Origin of the sequence: Acidithiobacillus ferrivorans (assembly GCF_016250455.1) — a bacterium.
GTDB classification, from domain to species: Bacteria; Pseudomonadota; Gammaproteobacteria; order Acidithiobacillales; family Acidithiobacillaceae; genus Acidithiobacillus; species Acidithiobacillus ferrivorans.
In genome coordinates this window covers 985,590-1,010,456 of sequence record NZ_CP059488.1, presented here as the reverse complement: position 1 = coordinate 1,010,456, position 24,867 = coordinate 985,590, and the positions used below count along the sequence as shown (strand labels likewise).

Genomic DNA, 24,867 nt, shown 5'->3' with positions numbered 1-24,867 from the left:
AGTCTCGCGCGTCACCGCGCGGATCAAGTTAGAAAAATTCGTAACCAAAAGCAGCGTCGGCTGCTGTGACACGCACGCTACCCACAGGTTTGCCCTCAATCATCAGCGTCAGAAAGTGTCGCGAGATATCCGGCAGCATGGTGTTGGTGAGGATCGCGTCGATCATGCGCCCGCCAGATTCGCTTTCCGTGCAGCGTTCGACCACCAGCTTCACCACGTCCTCGTCATAGTCGAATGGGATCTTGTAGCGAGCCTCAATGCGCTTCTTGATGCGGTTGAGCTGCAGTTTGACGATCTTGCCCAGCATCTCCGTACTAAGCGGGTAGTAGGGAATTGCCACCAATCGTCCCAGCAACGCGGGCGGAAAGATTTTCAGCAGCGGTTCACGCAGGGCCTTGGCCATGCCTTCGGGATCGGGCATCAAATCCGGATCCTTGCACAGGCCGGCGATCAGCTCGGTGCCAGCGTTGGTGGTGAGCAGGATCAGGGTATTCTTGAAATCGATAGAGCGGCCCTCGCCATCTTCCATCACGCCCTTGTCAAACACCTGGAAGAAGATTTCATGCACGTCTGGATGGGCCTTCTCGACCTCGTCCAGCAACACTACGGAATACGGCTTGCGACGCACGGCTTCGGTGAGCACGCCACCCTCGCCGTAGCCGACATAGCCGGGAGGCGCGCCCTTGAGCGTAGAGACGGTGTGCGCCTCTTGAAACTCGCTCATGTTGATGGTGATCAGATTCTGCTCGCCACCATACAGCGCTTCGGCCAGGGCCAGCGCGGTCTCGGTTTTGCCTACGCCCGAGGTGCCGGCCAGCATGAACACGCCAATGGGTTTGCTGGGATTATCCAGGCCGGCACGCGAGGTCTGGATGCGCCGCGCAATCATCTCCATCGCGTGGTCCTGACCGATAACGCGCGCGCCCATCAGGCTGGCCAAGTTCATCACTGTCTCGATTTCACTTTTGACCATGCGCCCGACCGGTATACCCGTCCAGTCGGAAACGACGGCTCCAACCGCCTGATAATCTACGGAGGCCAGAATCAGCGGGGTTTCGCCCTGCAAATCGCCCAGTGTTGTTTGCAAGGCCTTGAGCTCCTCCAATGCACCGACACGCTCATGTTCTTCCAACAACCGGGGTGATCTCCCCGCCTCGGCAATCTCCGCATCAAGCGCCAATTCCTGGTTGGCCTTCGCCTCCAGCGCACTGCCGGTGCCCTCTACCGGAGCATGGCCAGCGCGCAACTGCGCGCGAATATCCAGGATCTTCTCTACCAGATCCTTTTCGGCAATCCAGTTTGCCTCCAGTGTTTCCAGTCGCAAGTTTTGGGCTGCCAGAGCTACTTGGGCAGACTGCTCACGATCTGCAACTTCAATACCGACGCTTTTCTCGCGGTCGATAATGGCTAATTCCGTCTCCAGCGCCTGAATGCGCTTGCGCGTATCGTCCACCTCAGCGGGTACTGCGTACTGACTGATGGCTACCCGCGCACAGGCGGTATCCAGAAGGCTGACCGCTTTGTCGGGCAACTGTCGTGCCGGAATATAGCGATGCGATAACTTGACGGCCGCCTCCAGAGCTTCATCAAGGATTTGCACCTTGTGGTGTTTTTCCATAATGCTGGCAATGCCACGCATCATTAAAATGGCCTTTTCCTCATTGGGCTCATCAATTTGCACGGTCTGGAAACGCCGGGTCAGCGCGGGATCCTTTTCGATGTGTTTTTTGTATTCAGCCCAAGTGGTGGCACCAATCGTGCGCAGATTGCCACGCGCCAGGGCGGGCTTCAGCAAATTCGCCGCATCACCCGTGCCCGCTGCCCCACCGGCACCAACCAGTGTATGCGCCTCATCAATAAACAAGATGATGGGTTTGGTTGAAGACTGCACCTCCTCAATGACTTGTTTCAGGCGATTCTCGAACTCGCCTTTCATACTGGCTCCGGCCTGCAAGAGGCCGACGTCCAGCACGCGCAGTTGCACCTCTTTCAATGGCGGTGGTACATCACCAGCAGCAATACGCAAGGCAAAACCTTCAATCACGGCGGTCTTGCCCACCCCCGCCTCACCAACCAGCATGGGATTGTTTTGTCTGCGACGCATGAGAATATCGACCAACTGGCGGATTTCGTCATCACGGCCCACAATCGGATCCATCTTGCCACTGCGCGCCTGTTCGGTAAGGTCTACGGTAAACTGCTGAAGCGCCTCCTGCTTACCCATCTGCGCGGGTGACATCGCCCCACTTGCTTCACCCGGTGCCGCAGCACCCAATTGAAAACCATCCGCTGCTCGTTGCCCGTCTTCCGGTGATCCGGCCACCACTTCAGCAAATTTTTCGACTAGGGCTTCCGGCTTGATTTTGTCAAACTCCGCCGAAATGTTGACCAGTGCATTCCGTAAAGGACGGGTACGCACGCAACCAACCACCAGGTAGCCCGTGCGAACCTGTGCTTCGCCAAACATCAGGGTTGCAAACACCCAACCCCGTTCAACGGCCTCCTCCACATTGCTCGACAAATCAGAAATAGAGGTTGACCCACGCGGCAGGCGATCCAGAGACTCGGTGATGTCTCGCGCAAGATTAGACGGATTGATATTAAACTGCTTGATGATGCGATGCAGGTCAGAATCTTGCAGTTGCAAAATTTGGTGGATCCAGTGGACCAGTTCCACATAAGGATTACCGCGCAGCTTACAGAAAACCGTGGCACTTTCTATGCCACGATAAGCTAATTTGTTCAGCTTACCAAATAATGCGTTACGACTTATTTCCGCCATCTGTGCTTATCTCCGCTGGCCGCTAATTTCGTCAAGAGTCATAGTCCTCATCCTCATCCTACCGGCTTCAATACGACATGGTCCGCGTCTTGTGATGGATGCCGTGGGCCCATCCAGGTGGTTAGCCCCATACGCCCGGCTTTCCCCAGCCGCGTGCTGGGCACATCTTCTTTTTTAAGCACCAGTTGTACATCCCAGGCTTTTTCTTCACCTACATACGTCTTCACCATCGCCACCAGTTGACGTAATGCCTTACCACCCGGCAGAAAATTGCTAAATTGCGCATGGGTCAACGGGCCCAGCCTAAGCCGAAAGCGCTGTTGCGCACCCCAGACAGCGCTACCCATCACCGTGGTTCGACCCATGCAGGCCACTTCTGGCGACCCACCCAGTCGTAGGTGTGCCGTGGGTGGCAAACGCATCCACTCCGTCACAAACTCAATAATCCGCGCAGAAACCCCAAAGAAATGTTCCACCATACTGCGTAGACCATCCGCATTACGCGCCTGGGCCAACAATCTTCCCGCAAAAAACCGCTTGTATTGATCCGGCAAGTCATCGCGCTCCTGCAAGCCCGGGGTCGACAAGCCCACCAGTGCACCCACATACAAACTAAACTTGTCTGTAGCAGGGCGGTCAAACTGCACAGTCGGCTGGGCATCTGCCCAGGCGCGGTATAACAGGCTCAACATCCGATGATGAAAAATGTTGGCGAAGGCGATAAATGTCGGGTCTTTCGCATTGCGTTGTCGATCCAGTGCATATTCAGTCAGGTGCAACGGCAAAGGTGCGTGGGGTCCGAACAGCCCAAAGAACAATACATTCATACGCGCCACGGACTCTGCACTGGCAGGCTCGAAGCTGTCTATGGCCCGTGATGCGAATTCCAGCGATGGCATCTGGCACAAACGTACCGGATCCTCGTACGATTTGGTGGATTGCCCAAAACGCGGGAGCTCTGAATACGCGCATTCCAGCCACCGCAAGGCCTCGAAAAACTCGAAACTCTCCGGCGCGCGCTGCAGCGCGGAAAGCAGCGCTACATAATTTGACGCTTGCCGATCTGTGCTGGCCATCGAGCCACCTCATTCCGCTCTAATGTGGATAAAACCGTCTCCGTAAAAGAATTAACCGAGACATAACGCGCAAAAAAATGTTGCATAATCGAGCCAAGCAGAAATGCGCCCGTCCCTTCAAACGCAGCGTCGTCACAAGTCAGCGTAATCTCCAATCCTCTCCCATAGGTGATCGGGCCATTGGTCGGGATCCGCCGGACCACTGGCTGTGAGCGTATCCATTTAACTCCTTCTATCTGACGCCGCGCGCTGGTATCGAATTCATCACAATAAAGGGTCAGCATCTCCCGCAGCGCGGCCGCCCCCTCTTCTTGCCTGTCGCTGAGCAAAGAGGTGTAGTTCAATTGCAGATGGCTAATAAGACGCCAGGCGGTCTCGCCCGTAGCGGTCGGTGCACGTGGTTTTGTTGGTCCCGCCACACACCGGACAGACCGTACCGGTGCACCGGTATCCATCTCAAAATCTGTAGTGGATTTACCTAATGGCATTTGCAAAGGCAAATCGCGATTCGTACACAGTAATTGCATGCCGATTTGACGTAATTTCGTGGAGTAAGGCGCATCTCTGCCATCCACCAGGGCGATAAATAATTCGCTCCCCACGTAACTCGAACGGGCTCCGCGCTGTTTCTGCCGGGTAGACAAGAGACGAGGTTTGCGAGTCGTCGTATAGTACGCAAATTGTCCACTGTGCCAGGTATGTTCATCACCCCCGTAAAACGGCTGAAAACGTTGCTCCGGCTCCTGCCGATCCCCAAAGCCTTCGACGCCACTGATGCTATGCACCTCAAAATCCATAGGCCGGGTACGATCAGCCAGTATGTGATATTCCGTTTTGCCCTGCTGCAGATGAATACGGTCGGCGCGGCGCGGAAACAGGTTAATCGCCGGCGTACAGAAAAGCTTGAAGTTATTTGCATCTACCGCATTATGTAAACGCGAGACACTTCGATCGAACAGCACTGCCATTTCAAAAGTATTACTCTTGGAACGTGTAAGCGGTGTTCTCAAACCCGTAAATTCGGCAAACAGAAATCGTTCAGGGCAGGCAAAATACTCCTGCAGAAGACGGTAGCCACTAAATGATCGGTCTGTATAGGGTAGCAACGCATCACTGTCATCAAAGCCACGACTATGAATCCCCTTTGCATCAAACCACATACTGCTGCTTGTCCCAGCCTCACCCACAGTCAAGGCATAGCCCAGCGCATTACCCATTACCTGTTCGTATAGATGCCTGGATACTTCGTCAACACCCGTGATAAAAATGGGCAGTTTATCAAGCGTCAACATATGCGTCTGTATTCCGCCAGTGACCACAAAACGAAGCCTCAAACCTGCCCGGGCGGGTTGCCCTGCCGGTATAACGATCCCCGCAGCCGCCAATGCAGCGGGTGATTCAAAATATTTCGCTTCACACAGTTCCAGTGGCCACAGTAAAACATCATGGGCTGTACGATATTCACAGGCTGTACGATCATCCACCGACACCAGGCTACGCAGCGCCGTATTTCGCGCTACCGTATATCCAGTGGCTAAGGCACTTTCACTGGTGTCTGCCTGCATTTGCACAACCGCCATGGATGGGACTGGTGCCAGGTAGTGCGGATAGATCATTTCCAGCAAATGTTGGGTGAATACGGGATACTGCGCATCCAGCTTGAGCTGAACGCGCGCCGCCAAAAAAGCAAAGCCCTCGAGCAATCGCTCCACGTAGGGGTCGGCACATTCAAATCCCTCCATCCCAAGCCGACCCGCGATTTTAGGATAAGCGTGGGCAAACTCCGCACCCATTTCGCGAACGTGCTGAAGTTCACGATTATAGTAGCGCAGCAGGCGTGGATCCGTGCCAGTCAACTCACGCCCTCCAACACTTTAAAAGCGCCTGTTTCCAGATCTACTTCCGTTTTAAGATATAAATTGAGGGGAATGGGTTGCGCCCACATTTCCGCGTCTATATTAAACACCAGACCTTGTCTGTCCATGCGTTTATTATCAATACTCACGACTACCCGCAGGGCATCAGGCGTGAGTCTCGGCTCAAACGCGATCAAGGACGCTCGGATTTTACGTTCCAGTACCTCAGCGTCCACCCCGGACATCACCAGTCCAGTGAGATCTGGAATTCCAAAGTTCAATACCGACCGCCGCACTTCAGGGTAGTCCAGCAACTCATCATCGTCATTCAACTGTACACAATTGAGCAACCATGAAATGTCCCGCGTAACACAATCGCGTAATCTCATGGCGGAAATTACTCTCCGTTCGCGACTCTCATTGGTTTTACCCACTTCGTCATCAGCCAAGCGATCCAATAAGGAAGGCTGTAAACGTTCCTGAGTTGTCAGTTCCGCCACAGAATATAATCTCCTTCAGTCCAGATTAAATGTGATGCTACGAATATCCAAAAGCGGATAATCTCCAGCATTGGTTGCGAGCATCCGTTGACCAAAACCCACAAAACAATCGTTCCCTATGTCTTGCCATTCAGTTTTTCGGGCCAAGACAATCTCATGGTCTTCGGAACACTCTGATCCTGGATAACGACTGGGAATAAACCCGATCACCTGTCCACCATTATCCCAGGTAACTTCTACAGCAGCCCAAACCTTATCGCGCAGGTCTGAAGGCGTTTCAAATTTGATCTCGCGAATGCGAGAAAATGGTACCCAGTAATATCCTTTGTTAAGGATGATTTCCAAACACGGTCCGAAGCGCGTATCTCCATCGGCTATCCAATCAAATGGAACGCCGTCAATCGATCCACTAAGCGCTTCTGCCTGGTCAAAGGCCTCTAAACGTAAGGCCATAGCCTGTTCACACCGGCCACCAATCTGCGTCTTTAATGCCTCAAACAACCATGCCATCCATTGGGTTGGTTCACCAATCACCAATGGAGTCTGTAAACCAGAGAACACGACATGACGTTGCAACTCGCCATGCAATGCATGCACATAGACACCCACGAGCAGATCATTAAGCCTATCCAGCTCACCGCTCACCTTTAATTGGTTTAGAGCACGCTCCCATTGTCCCATCAAGGCCAGCAACTGAAAGAGGAAAACACGTAACAGCGCATCAGATGGACTAGATCGCACCTGGTCCATTAACGCTTTTAACGCCTCATTCAGCTTACCTTCTTTCAGAAGATCTTCTGGTTTCATTAATATCTCTCGTACAATGGTTTAGAGCGGTGAGACCCTTTTAAAAAAAGATTACGTGGTTTGTCCCAAGACCGTTTGCATATCATAGACGAATGTTTTCTGACCACCTTTCGCTGCGCCTTCGGCTGTTTGCGGCTGGAATGCGAACTCAAACTTGCCAAAATGCAAAGTAATATTCTCGGTAAGCTTATCTTCACCACCGCTTCCGCCAGAACTCCAAGAAGTTATAAGCACCCCTTCACTCAACGTTAGCGTGAGAAAATCAGTCTGATCACCAACAGCGTTCGTCACATAGAGAACAGCACTATCCATGCGCGCGCCCGTACAAACAGCATTCAGCAATACGTTAGAGCTGCTATCTAGATATTTCGTAATTGTAATGTCCTGTATATTCGCTTTACCACCACTCGTGGTATTACCGCCGTGAAGATCGCCCGTATTACTGGCTGACCACGACCAAGCAAGAATTGGAATTTCATTTGTATGTTTGGAATGAGCAGAGGAACCCTCAATTTTCAGCTTTCCACCAGTAAATTTCAGATGCATATCGAATGACATTTATCAAAACCTCCATGTTGACAGAACAAGATTAAACAACCAAGCACTCCAGTAAAACAACCAAAGTCCATCATAGTTAACAAGCCTGATGCTCTATAGCTACTAACAACTCACCATCAGGACTTCTCAGATGGCAATCTGGACACCAGCCGTAACGACACAGTGAGCCCTTCCAACTGATAATGCGGTTTGAGGTAAAATTTCGAGGTATAGTAACCAGGAGCGCCCTCCACTTCTTCCACCACCACTTCGGCCGCAGACAATGGCTTGCGCGCTTTTGTCTCTTCTGACGAGTTGTCCGGATCGCCATCAACATAATTCAAGACCCAATTGCTCAGCCATGTTTGCATCTGTTGACGGCTACTGAACGAGCCAATTTTATCCCGCACAATACACTTTAAATAATGTGCAAAACGGCTTGCTGCAAAAAGGTAGGGCAACCGAGCACTCAGCGCAGCATTTGCTGTAGCATCAGGATCATCGTACTCCTCGGGCTTTGCCAGCGATTGGGCACTGATGAATGCAGCCATATCTGAATTTTTGCGGTGCACCAGCGGCATCATCCCCATCTTATCCAGCTCAGCGGAACGCCGATCGGTAATGGCAATTTCTGTGGGGCATTTCATATCCACACCACCATCATCTGTTGGAAAGCTATGTACCGGCAACCCTTCTACCACGCCACCGGACTCGATGCCGCGTATACGTGAACACCAACCGTATGCTTTAAATGATCGGTTAATGTTCACCGCCATCGCATACGCCGCATTTTGCCAGCAGTACTTGGCCGAATCGGCGCCATCCGTGTCCTCCTCGAAGTCGAACTCCTCGACCGGCTCAGTGGCCGCCCCATAAGGCAAACGCGACAGCGTACGTGGCATTGCGAGGCCGATGTAGCGCGCGTCTTCGGATTCGCGCAAAGAACGCCATGCTGCGTAATCAGGCGTAGAGAATATTTTTGCCAAATCGCGCGGGTTCGATAATTCACCCCAACTGTCCATTCCCATAAGCGTGGAATTGGCTGCTGCCAGAAAGGGAGCATGTGCCGCCGCCGCCACTTGCGCAATGCCACTCAGCAGTTCGACATCCTGGGGGCTATGGTCAAAGTAATAATCTCCAACCAGACACCCGTACGGCTCGCCACCCAGTTGGCCGTATTCTTCTTCGTACATCTTTTTAAAGATCGGGCTTTGATCCCAAGCGGTTCCTTTATAACGCTTTAACGTTTTGCTCAACTCCTTTTTAGATATGTTGATGACGCGAATCTTCAGCTGTTGGTCGGTCTCGGTGTTGTTCACCAGGTAATGCAGCCCCCGCCAGGCACTTTCAAGCTTCTGGAATTCTGCATGATGCATGATCAGATTGAGTTGTTCACTGATCTTGCGGTCTAGCTCCGCTATATATGCGTTGATCGTTTGTGTGACATCATCAGAGACCATATCAGACTTGCCAAGCACTTGTTCGGCCAGTGTGCGTACCGCCGACGCCACCTCTTCTTTGGCTCGCTCGCTCTTAGGCTTGAACTCCTTACTTAAGAGCGATGCAAAATCATCAGATTCTTGCGTTTCTGTGGCCGCACTTTGTCCAGCTAATTCCTCGGTTGCCATAGCGATTACTCTCCGTCCGGATCAGAATCTTTGGGTTTTGCTGCCGACACCAGTGATTGCAGAAGGGCAGGATCATTCATTGCCTGCGCAATCAATTGTTCGGCGCCAGCCTTACCGTCCATATAGGTGCTCAGGTTAGCCAGTTGTTGGCGGGCCTCCAGCAGCTTGCCGACCGACTCCACTTTGCGAGCCACCGCGGCCGGTGAAAAGTCATCCATACTTTCAAAAGTGATATCCACACTAAGACTACCTTCGCCAGTAAGGGTGTTTGGTACGGCAAAGGTGACACGGGGCTTCATGGAGTGAAGACGACCATCAAAGTTATCAACATCAATCTCTAAAGCCTTGCGATCCTCTACTCCGGGAAGCTCTGCGTTGTTAGACCCTGAAAGGTCAGACATGACCCCCATAACAAAAGGCACCTGTACCTTCTTCTGGGCTCCATACACCTCAACGTCATACTCAATCTGTACCCTCGGTGCACGATTGCGTGCAATGAACTTTTGACTGCTTTGCTTCGCCATGACATCTCCTTACTGTTAATGCCGCATCTTTCCACAGAATTAGGCCTAGTATTATCTGAATTAGTTCGTCAATATTATCCTAAGTTTTCGCCATTAAATGGCAAATTTAAACAAGCATACATAGCTATCCTGCACAACATGTAGTACGATTACCAAATCACTCTCTAAACACTCGCAATATTGTGAATTTTTTCCTATCGATCTCTTAATAAGCCATTCAGCACGTCAAAATCCACACTCACGGGATCGCCAAACCTCGGGAATCTCGCCAACAGAGCTGGGCTTTGCCTTTACTTTAAATTCTATACGATCATACTGAAGACAATATCTAATATATTTTGCGCAAAGCTTCATAAATTTAACCTTCGCTGCTCCCCCATAAAGGCCAAGCGAACAGATTTCTCGGTGCCTAGAATCGCTCGGAACCCAATCACGGCAGTCTGGCGACCCGCCGGATGAGGGGATTACAAATCATTTGTGAATGGTCACCTCACTCTGACTGCACATCACAAAAAACTCTCTATGTACCGCAATCTGGTGATATACTAGCATACCTGCTCGTTTCTTTGCGTTTCGTAAAATCATTTTATATTACAACCTTATAGATGAAATGATGCCATACTTCTTGAGAGCTTAAATATACCGGCAAATCCGGATTTCCTTTTAGAATGAGATCTGTTCCTTCTATTTCCAGGATATTGCTTCCACCGAAGAAACCGATAGCGGCCGCCTTGGAGCCAGCATCTCTATCGGTCTTGCCGCCCATAACAGTCACGCTGTTGTTCACAACTACATTACCAGTAGCTTACAATACCAACCCCGCCATTACCTGTCAGCAGGGAATCCTGACCACCATTACCACCGATAATGGTACCGTTGTTTGTTTGTAATAATGGTAGATTGCGCTGCCATAACCATTCCCGCCGTTTCCACTTGGTCCACCAGCAATGATGCCGGTACTCAATTCATATCCGTTGTCTTCACCGCCCCCACCACCCTGAATAGCCGTACCGCCAAGCCCATTGCTACTCAAATCATACCCAAGGTTAGTGCTATTTGGCGCTATCCCGTTGCCAGCACTTCCCATTGTGATAGCGGTATTGTTTCCATCTTCACCGCCAGGTCCGCCCGCGCCGCCTCCAGTAGATGTGCCGTCCTGACCCAGTGAGCCAGGATCTCACCATGATGGTAGCAGTAACTGTGTATAGTGACAGCCCAAGCCGTCGACATAGGTGCTACCGACAACGCCAGCATCTCTGCCAACATCAGCACCCATTACCTCTACTGCTGACTGCGACCCACGGCACGGCAACTGCCGTTACAGCCTCTCGTCGCCTGTTCAGGGGCGACTTGTGCAGTACCAAGGGTGTGACATTCCAATTCAGTCAATAGACGCAGTTCATCGTGGGCCCTTAGCGATTACTGGTGCGGACAACGGCATAATAGACCACCGAGCCACCGCTACCGATGATCGTCAAGACGATAGATTTGCTGCTATTCATGAAAAACCTCTGGAGGCAATTGTTTGTGTGCAAGTTATGATAACAGGCAATAGCCGCCGAAGTTTTACCGCTATTGCGCTCATTAACTTCTATTCATGGAATAAATCGAATGATGAACGCTGGAACGGGATCGACAAGGTATCCACATACACAAGGGGTGCTCAGATCAATCCGACGTGCGCAGTTAGCGCCCAGGCATCTGACGGGATGGCCCAAGGAGCGTGGTGGAAACGCTCGAAGGCGGGCACCAGGGCAAGCTGGTGGGAGGTGGCAGGCAGCCATTGTGTGACCAAGGTGGCTATAGTCTGAGCGATACGCTCGATATAGGGGCCGTGCTGGTCCAGTGCGGCATAGCGTCCGCCGGTCAGGGTGATCGGCACACAGGTGAGGGAGCGTGGCGTGATGGACCGGTGCTCCGGCAGCAGGAAGGCGCAGTCATAACGAATATGACCGGGTGGGGTAAGATAAGGGTCGTCGTGGAGAAGGCCCATGTAGGTGAGGCCGGCCGGGTCTATATCCGCCATGCGCAGGTGCCAAGAAAAATCCAGCCAATGCGCGGGGACATCAGCATAGTTGCCCAGATAGCGCCGGCCCAGAAGATGTTGGGCGGGCAGGTTCATGACCTGCACTGCGCGCACGAGGTCGGGAATAGGGGGCGCGTGGTAGATATCCTCACGGAATTTGACGCGAAACTGGGCAGGCGACAGGTCGTATTCGCGGGAAAAGGCGCGGGTGAAGGCCTGCTGGCTTTGGTAGCCGGACGTGAGTGCAATATCCAGAATCGTTTTGTGGGTGCGACAAAGCAAGATGGCCGCGCCATTGAGGCGTTTGGCACGGGCATAGGCCAGTGGTGCCAGGCCGGTATTTTTCCGAAAAACACGATTCAATCCAAACAGGCTCAGGCCAGCCGTTTCGGCCAATTGCATGAGGTCAGGCCAGTCATCCCCGCGGTGCTCAATGCCCCACCATAGTCGTTCCAATGCCGTCAAGGGCGTTTTCTGGCCGCACACGTGATTCGGGCCACCCTCCTCGTCCGTTTTATGGCCGTTTTCGTCAATATGCTTGTGCATAATGCCGTCGATATACGAAGACGATACCCACTGTCTCCCACTGAGGTCGCTCGATCTTTAGCGGCCATAAGGATGGCGACATCATCATACCAAGGCGCTTTAAGTCCACACACAACAAATTACGAATACCCACTTTGATAGTCAAGTCGCATCTTTCCGGTATTATTGCACACCTTTTCGCTATTTGACCGTTTTCTTATTTTTATCTATTATTCAGCAAGTTAAAACCAACAAAAGAATGCAATAGCCATGGCACAACGCAGAACGCCCACACTGCATCTCTCCCTTTTGGGTAAATTGGAACTCTCCTTTGCCGGGAGACCTTTGCCCTTACCTCACCGTATACCGCGACGCCTGTTGGTCTATCTATGCCTGGAGGAAGGCCATCATACCCGACAGTATCTGGCAGAGTTGTTCTATCCGTATCGCACAGTGGAAAACGCCCGAACATTATTACGGCAGGCTTTGTTTCGCCTGTCAGAGATAGGGGCTCGCTATGGTGCGCCGCTGGTAGCAACCAGAGAGTATGTGGCCCGAAATCTGGACTTCCCGATCAGCAGTGACTATGCCGACTTTATGGGCTTCAGCATGGAAGCTGTTGCGCAGAATACCTCCCGGTTGGATCTATACCGGGGTCCATTTCTCGACGGAGAGACCGACGATAACCGCAGCGCCTGGGACGGGTGGGTACAAGATCGACGCCAGGCGGTCGACAATCAGCTCGCCCATTTTTACGAGTATCTAATTCGCCGAGCCGAAACACTGAGTGATGCTGAACAGTCGCTGTACTGGGCCGAAATATGGATGCACAAGCAGCCGTTGTCCGACAACCCCCATCTGGTGGCCATGCAATTACTCTCCCGTCATGGGCGCAGCAATGAGGCCGGACACATTTTTGCAGCTTACCAGAATCGACGGATCACCCACTTGGGAATAAAGGCGGGCAAAAATGTGCAGGCTTTCCATGAATATTTACAGCTAACGGCCCCATACACGTTTGCACCTGAGTCCGTGACAGTCTCTTCTAAGATTGCCCGCTATCGGTTCATTACTATACTGGCTATCCGCATTGATGTGGACATGGAACAGATCAGTGATGATCTTCTGGAGACGCACCTGCAACAATGCTGGAGTCTGGCACGCCAGGTAGGCTATGCGTGTGGCGGGGTCGCGCATCGTGCCCCCGATGGCATCATAGAGTTACGCTTTGGTTTGGAGAACGCACTGGAAGACAGCCCGCGTCACGCCTTGCGTGCGGCTTTTGAATTACGTCGCCTTGCCAAACCTGGACACATTCTTCGAATCGGTATGCACTGCTGCCGCGTTCTAGTAGCCCCTGATCACGCACTGACAGATTTACCCTTGCGTTTGGTACGCGCTGCTGCTTTGGCAAACACCCAGAACACGGGGCTCATCCTGACCGGTGACGCTCGTGAAGTGCTGGCCCATTCCTCCACTTTGAAAGTGGATACACAAGCACTACTTCCTGTTCATGTATCCGGCAGAGAAACCCCACTTTTTTGGCTGGGCACCACGCAACAACCACAACTCCCGAAATCTGGAAGTTCTAGTTTTATGGGCCGTGATGCTGAGTGTCGGCTCATTCACCATTTAGCGCAGACCGTCTTAACGGAACGGCAGGGCCGAATCCTTTGGATCGAAGGACAAGCCGGAATCGGCAAAACCCGGCTTCTGCAGGAAATGACCGAACGTTTGTCCCAGAGTATGCGGGTGGTACGCTACGTCTGCCTGCCAATGTATCAGCATAGCATGCTTCACCCCATCGCTGAGGTTATCCGAGATGCATTAAATTTATCCACTTTACCTTCTGAAAATGCTCGTGCAACGCTTCAGAAACTCCTACAGGATATCGGTGAGGAAGACGACTTAGTGTATACAGTCTGGTGCGTCTGGCTAGGTTTGGAAGATGAGCACGCTAAAATGGGGATACTGCGGGACTACAAAAGGCTGCTTTTCGATAGCGTCATACTGGTATTGACAAGTCGCCTTTTCCCAATGGATCGCACTTTGATTCTTGAGGATATCCATTGGGCAGACTCCGCCACATTGGAATGGCTACAAACTTATCTAGCGTATCTGCATGAATACACCGTGCTTATGCTAGTCAGCACTAGGCGCCCCATACCCGGTTTACAAAAGATAGCCATCCACGAAACGAAACTGGTGCTTGCACCGTGGGATTCGACCACATCACGCCACTATTTGCGCAACCATCTACACTGGACGGTCGATATTCCCACCGAAGAATCCATCATTCGTCAAGGATGCGGTGTTCCTCTCTATCTAGATAGCCTGGCCCGTCAGACAATTTTTAGAGGCCTATCTTCCGATTTACCCAATGACATCCAGAGCATTCTGGAATTCACTATTGCGCAGGCAGATTTTGCCCAAGACATGATGCAAATGTCGGCAGTGCTTGGCATCGAGGTGAGCTTGCGCATTCTGCAGGCGCTTCTTCCCGATAAGACGTTCGATGTACTTGACCACTCTGCGGCACGTCTGGTGGACCAGGGCTTGTGGGTCGCGACAAGCCACGGCTGGTCCTATCGCCATGATCTGCTCAAAAAAGTGGTTTACGACAGCATTCCCAGCGATCGACGCAAATGGCTTCACAAAAAGGTCGCGCAATGGCTGGAAAATCATGAACCTTATAACCATGACGTCCTTGCAGAACATTTTGAAAAAGGGGGAGAACCCCACGTCGCCGCCCGACATCACCTCTTGGCGGGATGGCAAGCTTTACGTTTCAGTCTTTACGATGTTGCCCTGCTTCATTATGGCCGTGCAAGTATCTTATTGCATGATCAACCACAAGACCCGGATCTACTGAGGGCACAAACCGCTTATTTTCTTATTTTACGCTTGCAGCGCGGGCACTCCACCGAAATGGCACAAGCGTTGGATGATCTGGAAAACATCTGCCTATGCCAAAATCACCAGGGATGGCATTTACTCGCTGCCCAGTATGGTCGATGGATCGCCGAAAATGCGGCAAATGGGGCGCTGGCCGGTCTGCATCAGGCTAGAAACCTGGCCAATACCCGGTTTGATCCAGAGGTGGATCCGCAACTGGTGGCAGGTATTGGGCATTATGTACAGGGGTGGAATTACTTATGGCTTGGGCATCTAGAACAGTCAAAAGTACACCTGCAAGAGGCGGCGGTCAGATGGCACGAAGCTTGGGCAGAACCTCTGTTCCTCGCCATCGGAGACCTCTATCAAGAACATGCACTGGCCTATTTGTCCATCATAGATGCTCTGCAGAATCGCCATGCAGAGGGATGGGCACGATTGGCACAGGTGCGACATACATTACCAGAAGCAAAATATGGGAACATGCAAACCGTTCTGTGGACGGTGGATATCGCCATGGGCTATTGGACAGACAGTCCAGAGGCTGCCTGGCATACCGCACAGAAAGTACGGCAACAAAACAGTTATTCACTCATCATAGCCAAGACATTGACGGACGCGTTCGCGGCCTGGGCCGAAGCACGACTGGGTCGGAAAAGCATACCATGGGCCATTCACCATATCCGTAGAAATCTGAATATGTTAAGGCGCGTCTGGAAATTTGGAGCAAGCTCCATTTATCTCGCACTGCTCGATCTTTCTGTCCGCAGCGGACAAAAGCATACTCATGGTGTGCAGTTTGCTGCAAGGCGACTGGTCCGGCAACACAACATCAATCTCCATAAACCAGAAATCAAGCGATTGGTCGCCATGCAAAATAAAACATGGTCTATTTTATCTAGGAAGAAATTTCGGAGGCATCCAACCCGCAAGCAGAGTAGAAGGACCTGCAATATGAAAAGAAGGTATCCGATCACTGCTGTTCGGAGATTTGACCCAGACATCATAGTACCGTAAGCATTCAGCCAACCCACCCTTGCGGATTGGCACCAATCAGTTTAAAGCAGATTTTTTCCAGTTCCACGGCAAGAGTTCGTGGATCCGCTTGTTGGGCCATGTGGGGAACTTTTCGAGCACGTAGCAGAAATAAGCGAAGGGCTCGTCGCCGTTGGGCCACGGTAAATTTGTTCTCAGCCAGCTCCGGGCATTGCAGGCGCCGGAGGCTGGCTGAGTGTTGTGTTAGATGATGTAAATCTGATACTCTTGCGGCGCCTAAATGTACGTTAGGCTGTTTAAGTCCATTGTCGTAGCGCTTCCTATCTTAACCACATCATGAAAGAGCTGTTTATGAGTTATCCGATAAAGCTCAGCTTTAACCCGAACTGGATTAACAAGGACACCCGACCTGAGTGCAAATACGCTCCTGTGGTCGTCGACAAGGAACAGAGTCCAGGCGCCGTCTTCATCATGCAGAATGTTCTGGACGTCAGGATCCGGACGTGCCAAAAACTTGCGCTGATGAGGGGGCCGCAGATCGACGAATGCGCATGGTTCTCTTTTATTCGTGGGGCGCCCTCGCATGAACCTCATTTGAAGCCAAGTAACGTTCCAATTATTGTGATTAGTGGTGGAAGCGCCAATAAAATCAAGCAAGAGATTGATGGGAAAGAAATATTGGCATGGCATCCAGGTTTTGCGCGAAATGAGCCAGTGTATTTACTTGTCCACAAGTTGGACTATAGAACATATGCCAGTGCACTGAGTAATGTGCTTGGAACCTATCGGAATTTTCACCTCATCGGGTGGGATGGCGGCGCTTTGACCGGATTTGGTGCTGCCCGCACAGCCGCATTGGCCTTTGCCGATACACTGCCCTACAGGCCCCAGCGAATTTTGATGATGGATCAGGACGTCGTACAGACTGACGCCACGAGGCCAACTAAACCCAAAGTACAGTCCAAAGTGACCCACCTGCACGAGACCACTGGAAAGCCGATCATCGGCTATGGTGTCGGCTACCCGACACGTCAGGAGGTTCCAAAACCTTTCGATAAAACCCCAAAGCCCATAGCTACCGAGTACAACTCCCCCGCGCAGCAGTTCGTTTCGATCACGGCCCCGTTTCGCAAAAAAAGGGTCGACGGTATCTACCCGGCATACATGGTGGCTGGCGGCGAAGACATGCTTATGGGCTTGAAGTTGGAACTGACTACGGAACTGAAACCGCGCAACGTTGCATTGCTGGAAAAAAGAATCTTCAAAAAGGACCTGAAAGGTCCTGCAGATAATCCCAACATCTACTGGAACGAGGCTCGCGTGGCGACTCTTGAACAACTTTATTCGGTCGAATGCAATATTGATGTCGAGGTTCAGGGTCAGACAATGCGGTTGGGCGATCTTCTGAATATTTTTCATAGAAAAGGATGGATTAACTCGCCCGCAGAAGGCTACAACGTTTCTGCCTGCATCGTCGAGCGCATCATCCTGCGACTTCACAAGATGGATAAATTTCCACCCGAACATAATGATACCGTGTTCAACAGGTTCCAGTCGAAGGACTGAATACCTCTCCCGACTCCGGCGCCACGATGGCGTGACAGAAATAGGGCGTGGCGATTTCCAGTTCTTCGCCGCCCGTGAGTCTGAAGTATCCAGTCGACCCTTCATCTTTAAGGAACTTGCGGGAGATAACGGATACCGCATCCGGACGGTAAGCCTTCCATTTGGTTCGCCCATCGCCGATCTTTACGGCGTAATGTCGGAGCTGGTCGCCGCAAAGCTCCACATAGCGTTCCAGACAGGCCAGCAGGAGTTTCCTGCGCTCGACCGTGTGGCCATCACGGAAAAAGAAACTCCCGATCAGGGCGAAGTCGAGCAGGGGGACGCCCTCTTCCGAATAGGGTAACAGTTTCATCAGGTCTCCGGCGTTCATGTCGACCGGCTCATTTGGGGAAAAGCATCGCTATTATTTCTTCGGTACCGTCACCGATTGCGGGGTTGCCGGGCATCCATGGGGGCATTATTGCGCGCCTTTCCAGACAGGGTTGGGGCACCGCGCATAGAAAATCTCGTAGTAGATTTCGTTGAAATAGAGCCAATCATCGGCATCGTGTTTATCGAGGATGCCCGCCAGGGTGGTGAACTCACCCAGTTCTGGGTATTGATCCAGTTCAACGGGGAGGTCTATTTCGTGGTGATGGAGCCTTGCCATGATTTCCCGCATCTGCGTAAGTGCTGACCGCGTTGCGGGGGATCGTCCCTGGGCTGGAACATATCTGTCGACACGTTTCAAATAGTGATTGATCTGGTTTACCACGGTGGGGTAATCCGACTTTTCGAGCATGCGACCACGCATGATCTGGTTGAGTTCAGCCATGGCCTGAGGAACGGTGCCGGTCTTGGCCACCAGCCAATCCCGCACGGGGCTGAGATTGGCCGCACGCTGGGTGAGCCTGGGATGGGGTGCGGGCAAGGGCGGTTTCTTTGCAGGGTATGGAGTGTAGCCACTAAACACGGAAAGAGTGATTTGTTTTCTCATTGCCCATCCATTTGGTAACCCTCTATCATTGAAATGTGCAAGGGCTGTTGGATCTTTCCATGCTGGATAATCATTTTTTGACACTGGAAGATCAATTTCATGGTCTGTGAGTTGCTCTTTTATTTTATTGAGCTGTGCCAATGCCTCTTTCTCTATGGGCAAAATATCCGATATTTCAACATTCTGTGCCACTAGCGCTGCGAAGTCATTTATTTGTGAAATGACCACGGGATAGTGGCGCTTTTTTATGAGACCATCGCCATCCAAAACCATGAGCAACTCTCCCAGGGCAACATCGACATCATCGGTGTTGCCTTGTTCAGGACCGCCAAGATCACCATTTGTATACATATAAGCAATGGTATGACGATGAGATTTGTCGACAGGGATAGGCAGGTGTTGACCTGTGATTTCTCTTTTGAACCAACCTATACTAAGCAGGAGGCGACCCTGTGGGGTATCGTTGGATTCAGGATATGGTTTGAATTTGTTGTACAAGAAGTCAATGCGTTCCAGGGCATCGGCATATTCTTCTTCGATGCCAGGTCCGATGATGTCTGGGGTGATAGGAATCATGAGTGGGGCTCCTTATGGGGTATATGGGGTTCCATTGCCTATAGTGCCCAATCCTAGGGTGAGTTGCATGCCGCCTCCCGGCAAACCCAGTGTGCCATCTGCACCGTCAACAAAGTAGTTCTCTGTAGCGGGATTTATGCTGGAGGATAATCCCGTGCTTTCAGATTTTACAGGGTATTCAGCAATGGAGTTGGCTAGGTTGGAGCAGGGCAATGCGAGGTAACTTTTAATCCCCCAGTTGTCCCATGTGCCATCGGATTTGCCGAATTTTCCCATGGCATCCTCTAGACCTTTTTTGTCCAGAAAATAAGCGTTATTAGGATTCGGAGTATACCCATTTCCGGTGAACTTGTAGAGCTTTTCGCCGATCGTGAATTTGTGGTCCGCAAAATTGCTGCCGCTTTCTACAACCTCGGCACCTTTCTTGCCTGGAAATCCCAGGTTTTCCAGTTTGTCTGCTGTGTCGTTATCGGATATCTCTGGGGTTTTTATTGTTTTGAAGTTTGTGAAATGTTCTTTGGTAACTTTCCCTTCTCGATACGCGCTTTTCAGAGCTCGATGCGGTTCCCGGTTATCTTTTGCGGCATTGTCTTTTGCAGGGCCTCCTCCGCCAGGTGTCTCACCCCGATCTGCGATGCCTTTGAGCACCCCGACCATGCCGAAGGTAATCATAGCGGATGCGGCTTTTTGGGCCGCCCGGTTAATCTCGTTCTGGTTGGTGGCCTGACTGGCATGGATAACCGCGACACCGAAGCGGCAGCAGGCGAGGACCAGCGACCAGTCTATCCAGAGTCCGCCGACCGCAGCAGCAACGGCATCGAATCCATCGAAAAATCCCGCAGTAAAGAACGCGCCAATGATGGCGATGTTTTGTGCAGAGAATAACCCCTGTGCATCCTGGCCGAGGTCTTTTGACAGGGTGCGGTCTTTTTTGATGACGTCGAACATGGCGCCGACTTTTTGCAGGTCGCTCCAGTGCGCGACATGGTTGTCGGTGGGTGGTGGGGGAGGCCGTGCAGGGATTCTCCGGGCGAGTCGGCGCAGGCGCGGATCGGGAAAGTAAAAGGCGTGAAGCGCCCAGGTATCGATACCCGCCTTCACATCCTGGACGATCTGCTCGTTAGAGACGCTTCCCTCGATAGAACGCCAGTGCCATTCTGTATGAAATAGACGAAGACGCTGGATATCATCGTGAGTTCCTGCGATTCCCGGATGGGTGTTTTTCAGCGTGTCGAGCAGGCTGAAGAGGCCGGGTGTGATTTTTGCCTCATATTGAATGGGATTGCCCTGCCCAAGAAGACGGCGCATATCATTGGTGATGTGTGAAGTGGAAAGCACAAGGTATGAGCCTTCGTGACCACTGTTAAGATGGAGATAGGGTTTCGGTGGGAGCGTGCGACCATTGCCTATCTGATACCTGTCGTTAGGAAAGCATACTGTGACATGAAGGCGTTCTCTCACGCAGGCAATCCCGTTACAGGCTGTGATGTGCGGCAGATCACGGCCATATGTTTTGGTAAGAACTCATTCAACTCTGGAGCAGCCTTTCTCGTTCTGGGTGTCGTTTTACGGGACAATGGGCATCAAGGTGTGTCTCGTGGCTCTTTTCGTTCCGGTTGGTTCCCCTTCAATCAAACCGGGCCAACCACGCATAAGTTCTCGGTTTATCGAAGAACGCCTCGCCCCGCCAGAGCAGTTGGCCGTTCTGTAGCCCCCATTCGTAATCTTCGGGTTTGACGCGAATGGGTTTCAACACCTGGTTCAGCTTGTGATAGAGCGGATAGGCCGTAACCGGGTCGGTTGGGGGAACCGGTGCGCTCAGATGTTCCTCCAATTCACGCAGTTTTTCTTCTTCCGGCATGTCCGGTAGCCTGGGGAAGGGTCTGTAGATCGAGGGCCCCAAAGGATTCGGTTCATTGCCCGCCTGGATGGTGATGCCGCTGCTGTTGCGCATGACGGTAAATTCCGGTCCCAGATCGGCGGCGATTTTGTCGGCCCCACCCAACTGCTCCGCCCATTCATCGGCCATGGCCGTCATGAAGTTCCCCTCCCGTAGCCCTTTGGAAAGAAAACGGGACTCATAATAGCCTTGATCGACAACCAGACAGGGAATCGCTTCGGCCAGGTGATATATCAGGTTTTCTACGGCCAACTGGCGATTGTACTCGTCCGCCACAGCGAAGCCCAGTCCACCAAAGCCACTGTTGACTTGCAAGGTGGCAGCAAACCACCGGAACAGGTCCGGGAAGTTCCCCGAATGAGAGGCGAACCAGTCAAAAGGCAATCGAAACTGAAAAAAGCTCTGCCCATGTAGTCTTTCTTGTTTCGACTCCGGCGCCACGATGGCGTGACAGAAATAGGGCGTGGCGATTTCCAGTTCTTCGCCGCCTGTGAGTCTGAAGTATCCAGTCGACCCTTCATCTTTAAGGAACTTGCGGGAGATAACGGATACCGCATCCGGACGGTAAGCCTTCCATTTGTTCCGCTCATCGCCGATCTTTACGGCGTAATGTCGGAGCTGGTCACCGCAAAGCTCCACATAGCGTTCCAGGCAGGCCAGCAGGAGTTTCCTGCGCTCAACCGTGTGGCCATCGCGGAAAAAGAAGCTCCCGATCAGGGCGAAGTCGAGCAAGGGAACACCCTCTTCCGAATAGGGTAACAGTTTCATCAGGTCTCCGGCGTTCATGTCGATCGGCTCATTTTGGAAAAAGTATCTCCATTATACCTTCAGCATCGTCACCAACTGCGGGGTTGCCGGGCATCCATGGGGGCATTATTGCGCGCCTTTCCAGACAGGGTTGGGGCACCGCGCATAGAAAATCTCGTAGTAGATTTCGTTGAAATAGAGCCAATCATCGGCATCGTGTTTATCGAGGATGCCCGCCAGGGTGGTGAACTCACCCAGTTCTGGGTATTGATCCAGTTCAACGGGGAGGTCTATTTCGTGGTGATGGAGCCTTGCCATGATTTCCCGCATCTGCGTAAGTGCTGACCGCGTTGCGGGGGATCGTCCCTGGGCTGGAACATATCTGTCGACACGTTTCAAATAGTGATTGATCTGGTTTACCACGGTGGGGTAATCCGACTTTTCGAGCATGCGACCACGCATGATCTGGTTGAGTTCAGCCATGGCCTGAGGAACGGTGCCGGTCTTGGCCACCAGCCAATCCCGCACGGGGCTGAGATTGGCCGCACGCTGGGTGAGCCTGGGATGGGGTGCGGGCAAGGGCGGTTTCTTTGCCTCTGTAGGGCGGTAACTCTCGAATACTTCAGAGTATATATCCTGAAGAAATAACCAATCATTCTTGTCGTGTTTGTCAAGGATGTGTGAGAGATTGGCAGGTTTCCCAAAATACGGATAGTCCGCTTTCTTTTGCGGCAGGGACATTTCCTGTTTATTGAGTTTTTCCATGACGGCTTTCATTTCTGCAAGTGCCCGTTTTTCGGTATCCGATCTGTTCTGTTCTGGGACATACTGGTTTACGAGCTGCAGATATTCATGGATTTGTGCGATGAGCACGGGGTAGTGGCGCTTTTTTATGAGACCATCGCCATCCAAAACCATGCGTAGTTCTCCTATGGCATCATAGACGTCATCGGTGCCCCCCTGTTCAGGACCGCCGAGGTCGCCATTTAAACAGATATAGGTAAGGGTATGCATGTGGGATTCGTCGACAGGGATAGACAGGTGTTGGCCTGTGATTTCTCTTTTGAACCAACCTATACTAAGCAGGAGGCGGCCCTGTGGGGTATCATTGGATTCAGGATATGGTTTGAATTTGTTGTACAGGAAGTCAATACGTTCCAGGGCATCGGCATATTCTTCTTCGATGCCGGGTCCGATGATGTCTGGGGTAATCGGGATCATGAGTGAGACTCCTTAAGGGGTGTATGGGGTTCCATTGCCTACGGTGCCCAATCCTGGGGTGAGTTGCGTGCCGCCTCCCGGCAAACCCAGTGTGCCATCTGCACCGTCAACAAAGTAGTTCTCTGTGGCGGGATTTATGCTGGAGGATAATCCCGTGCTTTCAGATTTTACAGGGTATTCAGCAATGGAGTTGGCCAGATTCGAGCAGGGCAACGCGAGGTGATTCTTGACCCCCCAGTTGTCCCATGTGCCATCGGATTTGCCGAATTTTCCCATGGTATCCTCTAGACCTTTTTTGTCCAGAAAATAAGCGTTATTAGGATTCGGAACATAACCATTTCCGGTGAACTTGTAGAGCTTTTCGCCGACCGTGAATTTGTGGTCCGCAAAATTGCTGCCGCTTTCTACAATCTTGGCAATATCCCTTTTAGGAAAGCCCATATCAAACAGTTTTGCAGCGGTACCGCTATCCGACTCTTCCGGGGTTTTTTTAGTTTTGAAGTTTGTGAAATGTTCTTTGGTAACTTTCCCTTCTCGATACGCGCTTTTCAGAGCTCGATGCGGTTCCCGGTTATCTTTTGCGGCATTGTCTTTTGCAGGGCCTCCTCCGCCAGGTGTCTCACCCCGATCTGCGATGCCTTTGAGCACCCCGACCATGCCGAAGGTAATCATAGCGGATGCGGCTTTTTGGGCCGCCCGGTTAATCTCGTTCTGGTTGGTGGCCTGACTGGCATGGATAACCGCGACACCGAAGCGGCAGCAGGCGAGGACCAGCGACCAGTCTATCCAGAGTCCGCCGACCGCAGCAGCAACGGCATCGAATCCATCGAAAAATCCCGCAGTAAAGAACGCGCCAATGATGGCTGCGCATTCCGGCGATCGTGGGCAGCGATTCCGCTGATCGTGGGCACCCCCGAAAAGCATACATTCTGGTCACCGCCATTTTATGCTCAGGTGGTCACGATGGGTCAACTTTTGGTATTTCGTGAGCGTCACGATGACGACGCAGGGAGTCTCCCTTCAAGTCCAATCGGTGGGCACTTTGCAGCAGCCGGTCCAGTACCGCATCGGCCACGGTGGGCTCGCCCAGATATTCGTGCCAATGATTCACCGGGAGTTGGCTGGTAATCAGCGTGGCTCGTTGGTTCACCCGGTCATCAATGATCTCCAATAAATCTCGAACGTCTTCCCCGTTCATGGGGGCAAGCCCCCAGTCGTCTAAGATAATCAAATCCACCTTGGCGAGCGTATTCAGATAACGCCCGAAGCTGCCGTCACCATGACGAATGCGGAGTTCTTCAAACAGGCGGGGCAAGCGCAGATACCGCACGCTCAATCCCTGACGGCAGGCCTGATGACCCAGGGCACAGCCCAGCCAGGTTTTGCCGGTGCCGGTGGCGCCAGTAATCAGCAGATTATGGCCTTGCCGAATCCAGGTGTTCTGGATCAGTGCCATCACCTTGGATCGGTCCAGTCCACGGGAGCCGCGATAGTCGATATCCTCCACACAGGCATTCTGCTTGAGATGGGCGAGCTTCAGCAGGCGCGTCAGACGGCGTTGATCCCGGGCACAGAGTTCTCGGTCCAGGAGCAGTCCCAGACGCTCCTCGAAGGAGAGATCCTGGATCTGGGGGAGGCGGGATTGTTCGTCGAGCGCGTCGGCCATGGCGTGAAGATTGAGTTGCCGCAGCGCGTTCAGAGTGGGTTGTTGTAACATGCTATTTTTCTT

The 24,867-nt window shown here is 52.1% G+C and carries 20 protein-coding genes and 1 pseudogene; 2 read left to right on the top strand and 19 right to left on the bottom strand.

The window, feature by feature from the left end; translation table 11 throughout:
• Positions 1–28 precede the first annotated feature (28 nt).
• The 11 genes from tssH to H2515_RS05155 all read right to left on the bottom strand — a co-directional run bounded on the left by tssH (position 29) and on the right by H2515_RS05155 (position 12,282).
• Complete coding sequence (gene tssH, locus H2515_RS05205; RefSeq protein ID WP_198661081.1) at positions 29–2,782, bottom strand: type VI secretion system ATPase TssH; 2,754 nt, start codon at positions 2,780–2,782, stop codon at positions 29–31.
• A gap of 53 nt (positions 2,783–2,835) precedes the next feature.
• A complete protein-coding gene (tssG, locus tag H2515_RS05200; RefSeq protein ID WP_198661080.1) occupies positions 2,836–3,858 on the bottom strand; it encodes a type VI secretion system baseplate subunit TssG in 1,023 nt (340 codons plus the stop codon).
• Positions 3,822–5,651 (bottom strand): type VI secretion system baseplate subunit TssF, encoded by a 1,830-nt coding sequence (gene tssF, locus H2515_RS05195; RefSeq protein ID WP_232821564.1) that lies wholly within the window; start codon positions 5,649–5,651, stop codon positions 3,822–3,824. Before tssF ends, tssG begins: the two co-directional genes overlap by 37 nt.
• A gap of 59 nt (positions 5,652–5,710) precedes the next feature.
• Positions 5,711–6,214 (bottom strand): type VI secretion system baseplate subunit TssE, encoded by a 504-nt coding sequence (gene tssE / locus H2515_RS05190; protein WP_198661078.1) that lies wholly within the window; start codon positions 6,212–6,214, stop codon positions 5,711–5,713.
• A gap of 15 nt (positions 6,215–6,229) precedes the next feature.
• Positions 6,230–7,021 (bottom strand): type VI secretion system accessory protein TagJ, encoded by a 792-nt coding sequence (locus H2515_RS05185; RefSeq protein WP_198661077.1) that lies wholly within the window; start codon positions 7,019–7,021, stop codon positions 6,230–6,232.
• Between the two features lie 51 nt (positions 7,022–7,072).
• Positions 7,073–7,579, bottom strand: a complete 507-nt coding sequence (locus H2515_RS05180) for an Hcp family type VI secretion system effector (protein ID WP_198661076.1) — start codon at positions 7,577–7,579, stop codon at positions 7,073–7,075.
• 116 nt (positions 7,580–7,695) lie between these two features.
• On the bottom strand, positions 7,696–9,186 hold the full coding sequence (gene tssC, locus H2515_RS05175; protein ID WP_198661075.1) for a type VI secretion system contractile sheath large subunit: 1,491 nt from the start codon (positions 9,184–9,186) through the stop codon (positions 7,696–7,698).
• A gap of 5 nt (positions 9,187–9,191) precedes the next feature.
• The gene (tssB, locus tag H2515_RS05170; protein WP_198661074.1) at positions 9,192–9,710 is read right to left on the bottom strand and encodes a type VI secretion system contractile sheath small subunit; all 519 of its coding nucleotides are present in this window, start codon (positions 9,708–9,710) and stop codon (positions 9,192–9,194) included.
• A gap of 586 nt (positions 9,711–10,296) precedes the next feature.
• Positions 10,297–10,497 (bottom strand): hypothetical protein, encoded by a 201-nt coding sequence (locus H2515_RS05165; RefSeq protein WP_198661073.1) that lies wholly within the window; start codon positions 10,495–10,497, stop codon positions 10,297–10,299.
• 275 nt (positions 10,498–10,772) lie between these two features.
• Positions 10,773–10,976 carry a hypothetical protein gene (locus tag H2515_RS05160; RefSeq protein ID WP_198661072.1) on the bottom strand — a complete coding sequence of 68 codons (204 nt, stop codon included), beginning with the start codon at positions 10,974–10,976 and terminating at the stop codon, positions 10,773–10,775.
• Between the two features lie 397 nt (positions 10,977–11,373).
• Positions 11,374–12,282: an AraC family transcriptional regulator gene (locus H2515_RS05155; protein ID WP_198661071.1), complete on the bottom strand. Its 909-nt coding sequence runs from the start codon at positions 12,280–12,282 to the stop codon at positions 11,374–11,376.
• Between the two features lie 432 nt (positions 12,283–12,714).
• Here H2515_RS05155 and H2515_RS05150 point away from each other — a divergent pair, with 432 nt between their 5' ends.
• Positions 12,715–16,173 carry an AAA family ATPase gene (locus H2515_RS05150; RefSeq protein WP_198661070.1) on the top strand — a complete coding sequence of 1,153 codons (3,459 nt, stop codon included), beginning with the start codon at positions 12,715–12,717 and terminating at the stop codon, positions 16,171–16,173.
• A 36-nt stretch (positions 16,174–16,209) separates the two neighbouring features.
• Here the strand turns inward: H2515_RS05150 and H2515_RS16495 are convergent.
• Positions 16,210–16,326, bottom strand: a pseudogene (locus H2515_RS16495) (transposase domain-containing protein); the annotation flags it as partial.
• 177 nt (positions 16,327–16,503) lie between these two features.
• Between H2515_RS16495 and H2515_RS05140 the strand changes: the two are divergent.
• Positions 16,504–17,718: a hypothetical protein gene (locus H2515_RS05140; RefSeq protein ID WP_232821563.1), complete on the top strand. Its 1,215-nt coding sequence runs from the start codon at positions 16,504–16,506 to the stop codon at positions 17,716–17,718.
• On the opposite strand, the gene H2515_RS05135 is transcribed toward H2515_RS05140, so the two are convergent.
• The 7 genes from H2515_RS05135 to istB form a co-directional block, all read right to left on the bottom strand.
• Entirely contained in the window at positions 17,693–18,088 is a 396-nt protein-coding gene (locus H2515_RS05135; RefSeq protein WP_232821562.1) for a hypothetical protein, read from the bottom strand. The genes H2515_RS05140 and H2515_RS05135 overlap by 26 nt on opposite strands.
• Before the next feature lie 87 nt (positions 18,089–18,175).
• Positions 18,176–19,270, bottom strand: coding sequence for a hypothetical protein (locus tag H2515_RS05130; RefSeq protein ID WP_198661067.1), 1,095 nt, complete (start codon positions 19,268–19,270; stop codon positions 18,176–18,178).
• Positions 19,271–19,282: 12 nt separating this feature from the next.
• Positions 19,283–20,608 carry a hypothetical protein gene (locus H2515_RS05125; RefSeq protein ID WP_198661066.1) on the bottom strand — a complete coding sequence of 442 codons (1,326 nt, stop codon included), beginning with the start codon at positions 20,606–20,608 and terminating at the stop codon, positions 19,283–19,285.
• A 289-nt stretch (positions 20,609–20,897) separates the two neighbouring features.
• On the bottom strand, positions 20,898–21,956 hold the full coding sequence (locus tag H2515_RS05120) for a type VI immunity family protein (protein WP_198661065.1): 1,059 nt from the start codon (positions 21,954–21,956) through the stop codon (positions 20,898–20,900).
• Between the two features lie 87 nt (positions 21,957–22,043).
• Positions 22,044–23,138, bottom strand: coding sequence for a hypothetical protein (locus tag H2515_RS05115; protein ID WP_198661064.1), 1,095 nt, complete (start codon positions 23,136–23,138; stop codon positions 22,044–22,046).
• Positions 23,139–23,150: 12 nt separating this feature from the next.
• A complete protein-coding gene (locus tag H2515_RS05110; protein WP_198661063.1) occupies positions 23,151–23,810 on the bottom strand; it encodes a hypothetical protein in 660 nt (219 codons plus the stop codon).
• Between the two features lie 286 nt (positions 23,811–24,096).
• Positions 24,097–24,855, bottom strand: coding sequence for an IS21-like element helper ATPase IstB (gene istB, locus H2515_RS05105; RefSeq protein ID WP_065414463.1), 759 nt, complete (start codon positions 24,853–24,855; stop codon positions 24,097–24,099).
• Positions 24,856–24,867: the final 12 nt, after the last annotated feature.

Coding starts and splice junctions, on each gene's coding strand:
- tssC (WP_198661075.1), bottom strand. CDS start 9,186: ATGGCAACCGAGGAATTAGCTGGACAAAGTGCGGCCACAGAAACGCAA.
- H2515_RS05155 (WP_198661071.1), bottom strand. CDS start 12,282: ATGCACAAGCATATTGACGAAAACGGCCATAAAACGGACGAGGAGGGT.
- H2515_RS05135 (WP_232821562.1), bottom strand. CDS start 18,088: ATGAACGCCGGAGACCTGATGAAACTGTTACCCTATTCGGAAGAGGGC.
- H2515_RS05110 (WP_198661063.1), bottom strand. CDS start 23,810: ATGATTACCTTCGGCATGGTCGGGGTGCTCAAAGGCATCGCAGATCGG.
- H2515_RS05115 (WP_198661064.1), bottom strand. CDS start 23,138: ATGATCCCGATTACCCCAGACATCATCGGACCCGGCATCGAAGAAGAA.
- H2515_RS05180 (WP_198661076.1), bottom strand. CDS start 7,579: ATGTCATTCGATATGCATCTGAAATTTACTGGTGGAAAGCTGAAAATT.
- tssF (WP_232821564.1), bottom strand. CDS start 5,651: ATGGGTGCGGAGTTTGCCCACGCTTATCCTAAAATCGCGGGTCGGCTT.
- H2515_RS05185 (WP_198661077.1), bottom strand. CDS start 7,021: ATGAAACCAGAAGATCTTCTGAAAGAAGGTAAGCTGAATGAGGCGTTA.
- H2515_RS05120 (WP_198661065.1), bottom strand. CDS start 21,956: ATGAACGCCGGAGACCTGATGAAACTGTTACCCTATTCGGAAGAGGGT.
- tssH (WP_198661081.1), bottom strand. CDS start 2,782: ATGGCGGAAATAAGTCGTAACGCATTATTTGGTAAGCTGAACAAATTA.
- tssG (WP_198661080.1), bottom strand. CDS start 3,858: ATGGCCAGCACAGATCGGCAAGCGTCAAATTATGTAGCGCTGCTTTCC.
- H2515_RS05140 (WP_232821563.1), top strand. CDS start 16,504: ATGAGTTATCCGATAAAGCTCAGCTTTAACCCGAACTGGATTAACAAG.
- H2515_RS05160 (WP_198661072.1), bottom strand. CDS start 10,976: ATGTTGGCAGAGATGCTGGCGTTGTCGGTAGCACCTATGTCGACGGCT.
- istB (WP_065414463.1), bottom strand. CDS start 24,855: ATGTTACAACAACCCACTCTGAACGCGCTGCGGCAACTCAATCTTCAC.
- H2515_RS05130 (WP_198661067.1), bottom strand. CDS start 19,270: ATGATTCCTATCACCCCAGACATCATCGGACCTGGCATCGAAGAAGAA.
- tssB (WP_198661074.1), bottom strand. CDS start 9,710: ATGGCGAAGCAAAGCAGTCAAAAGTTCATTGCACGCAATCGTGCACCG.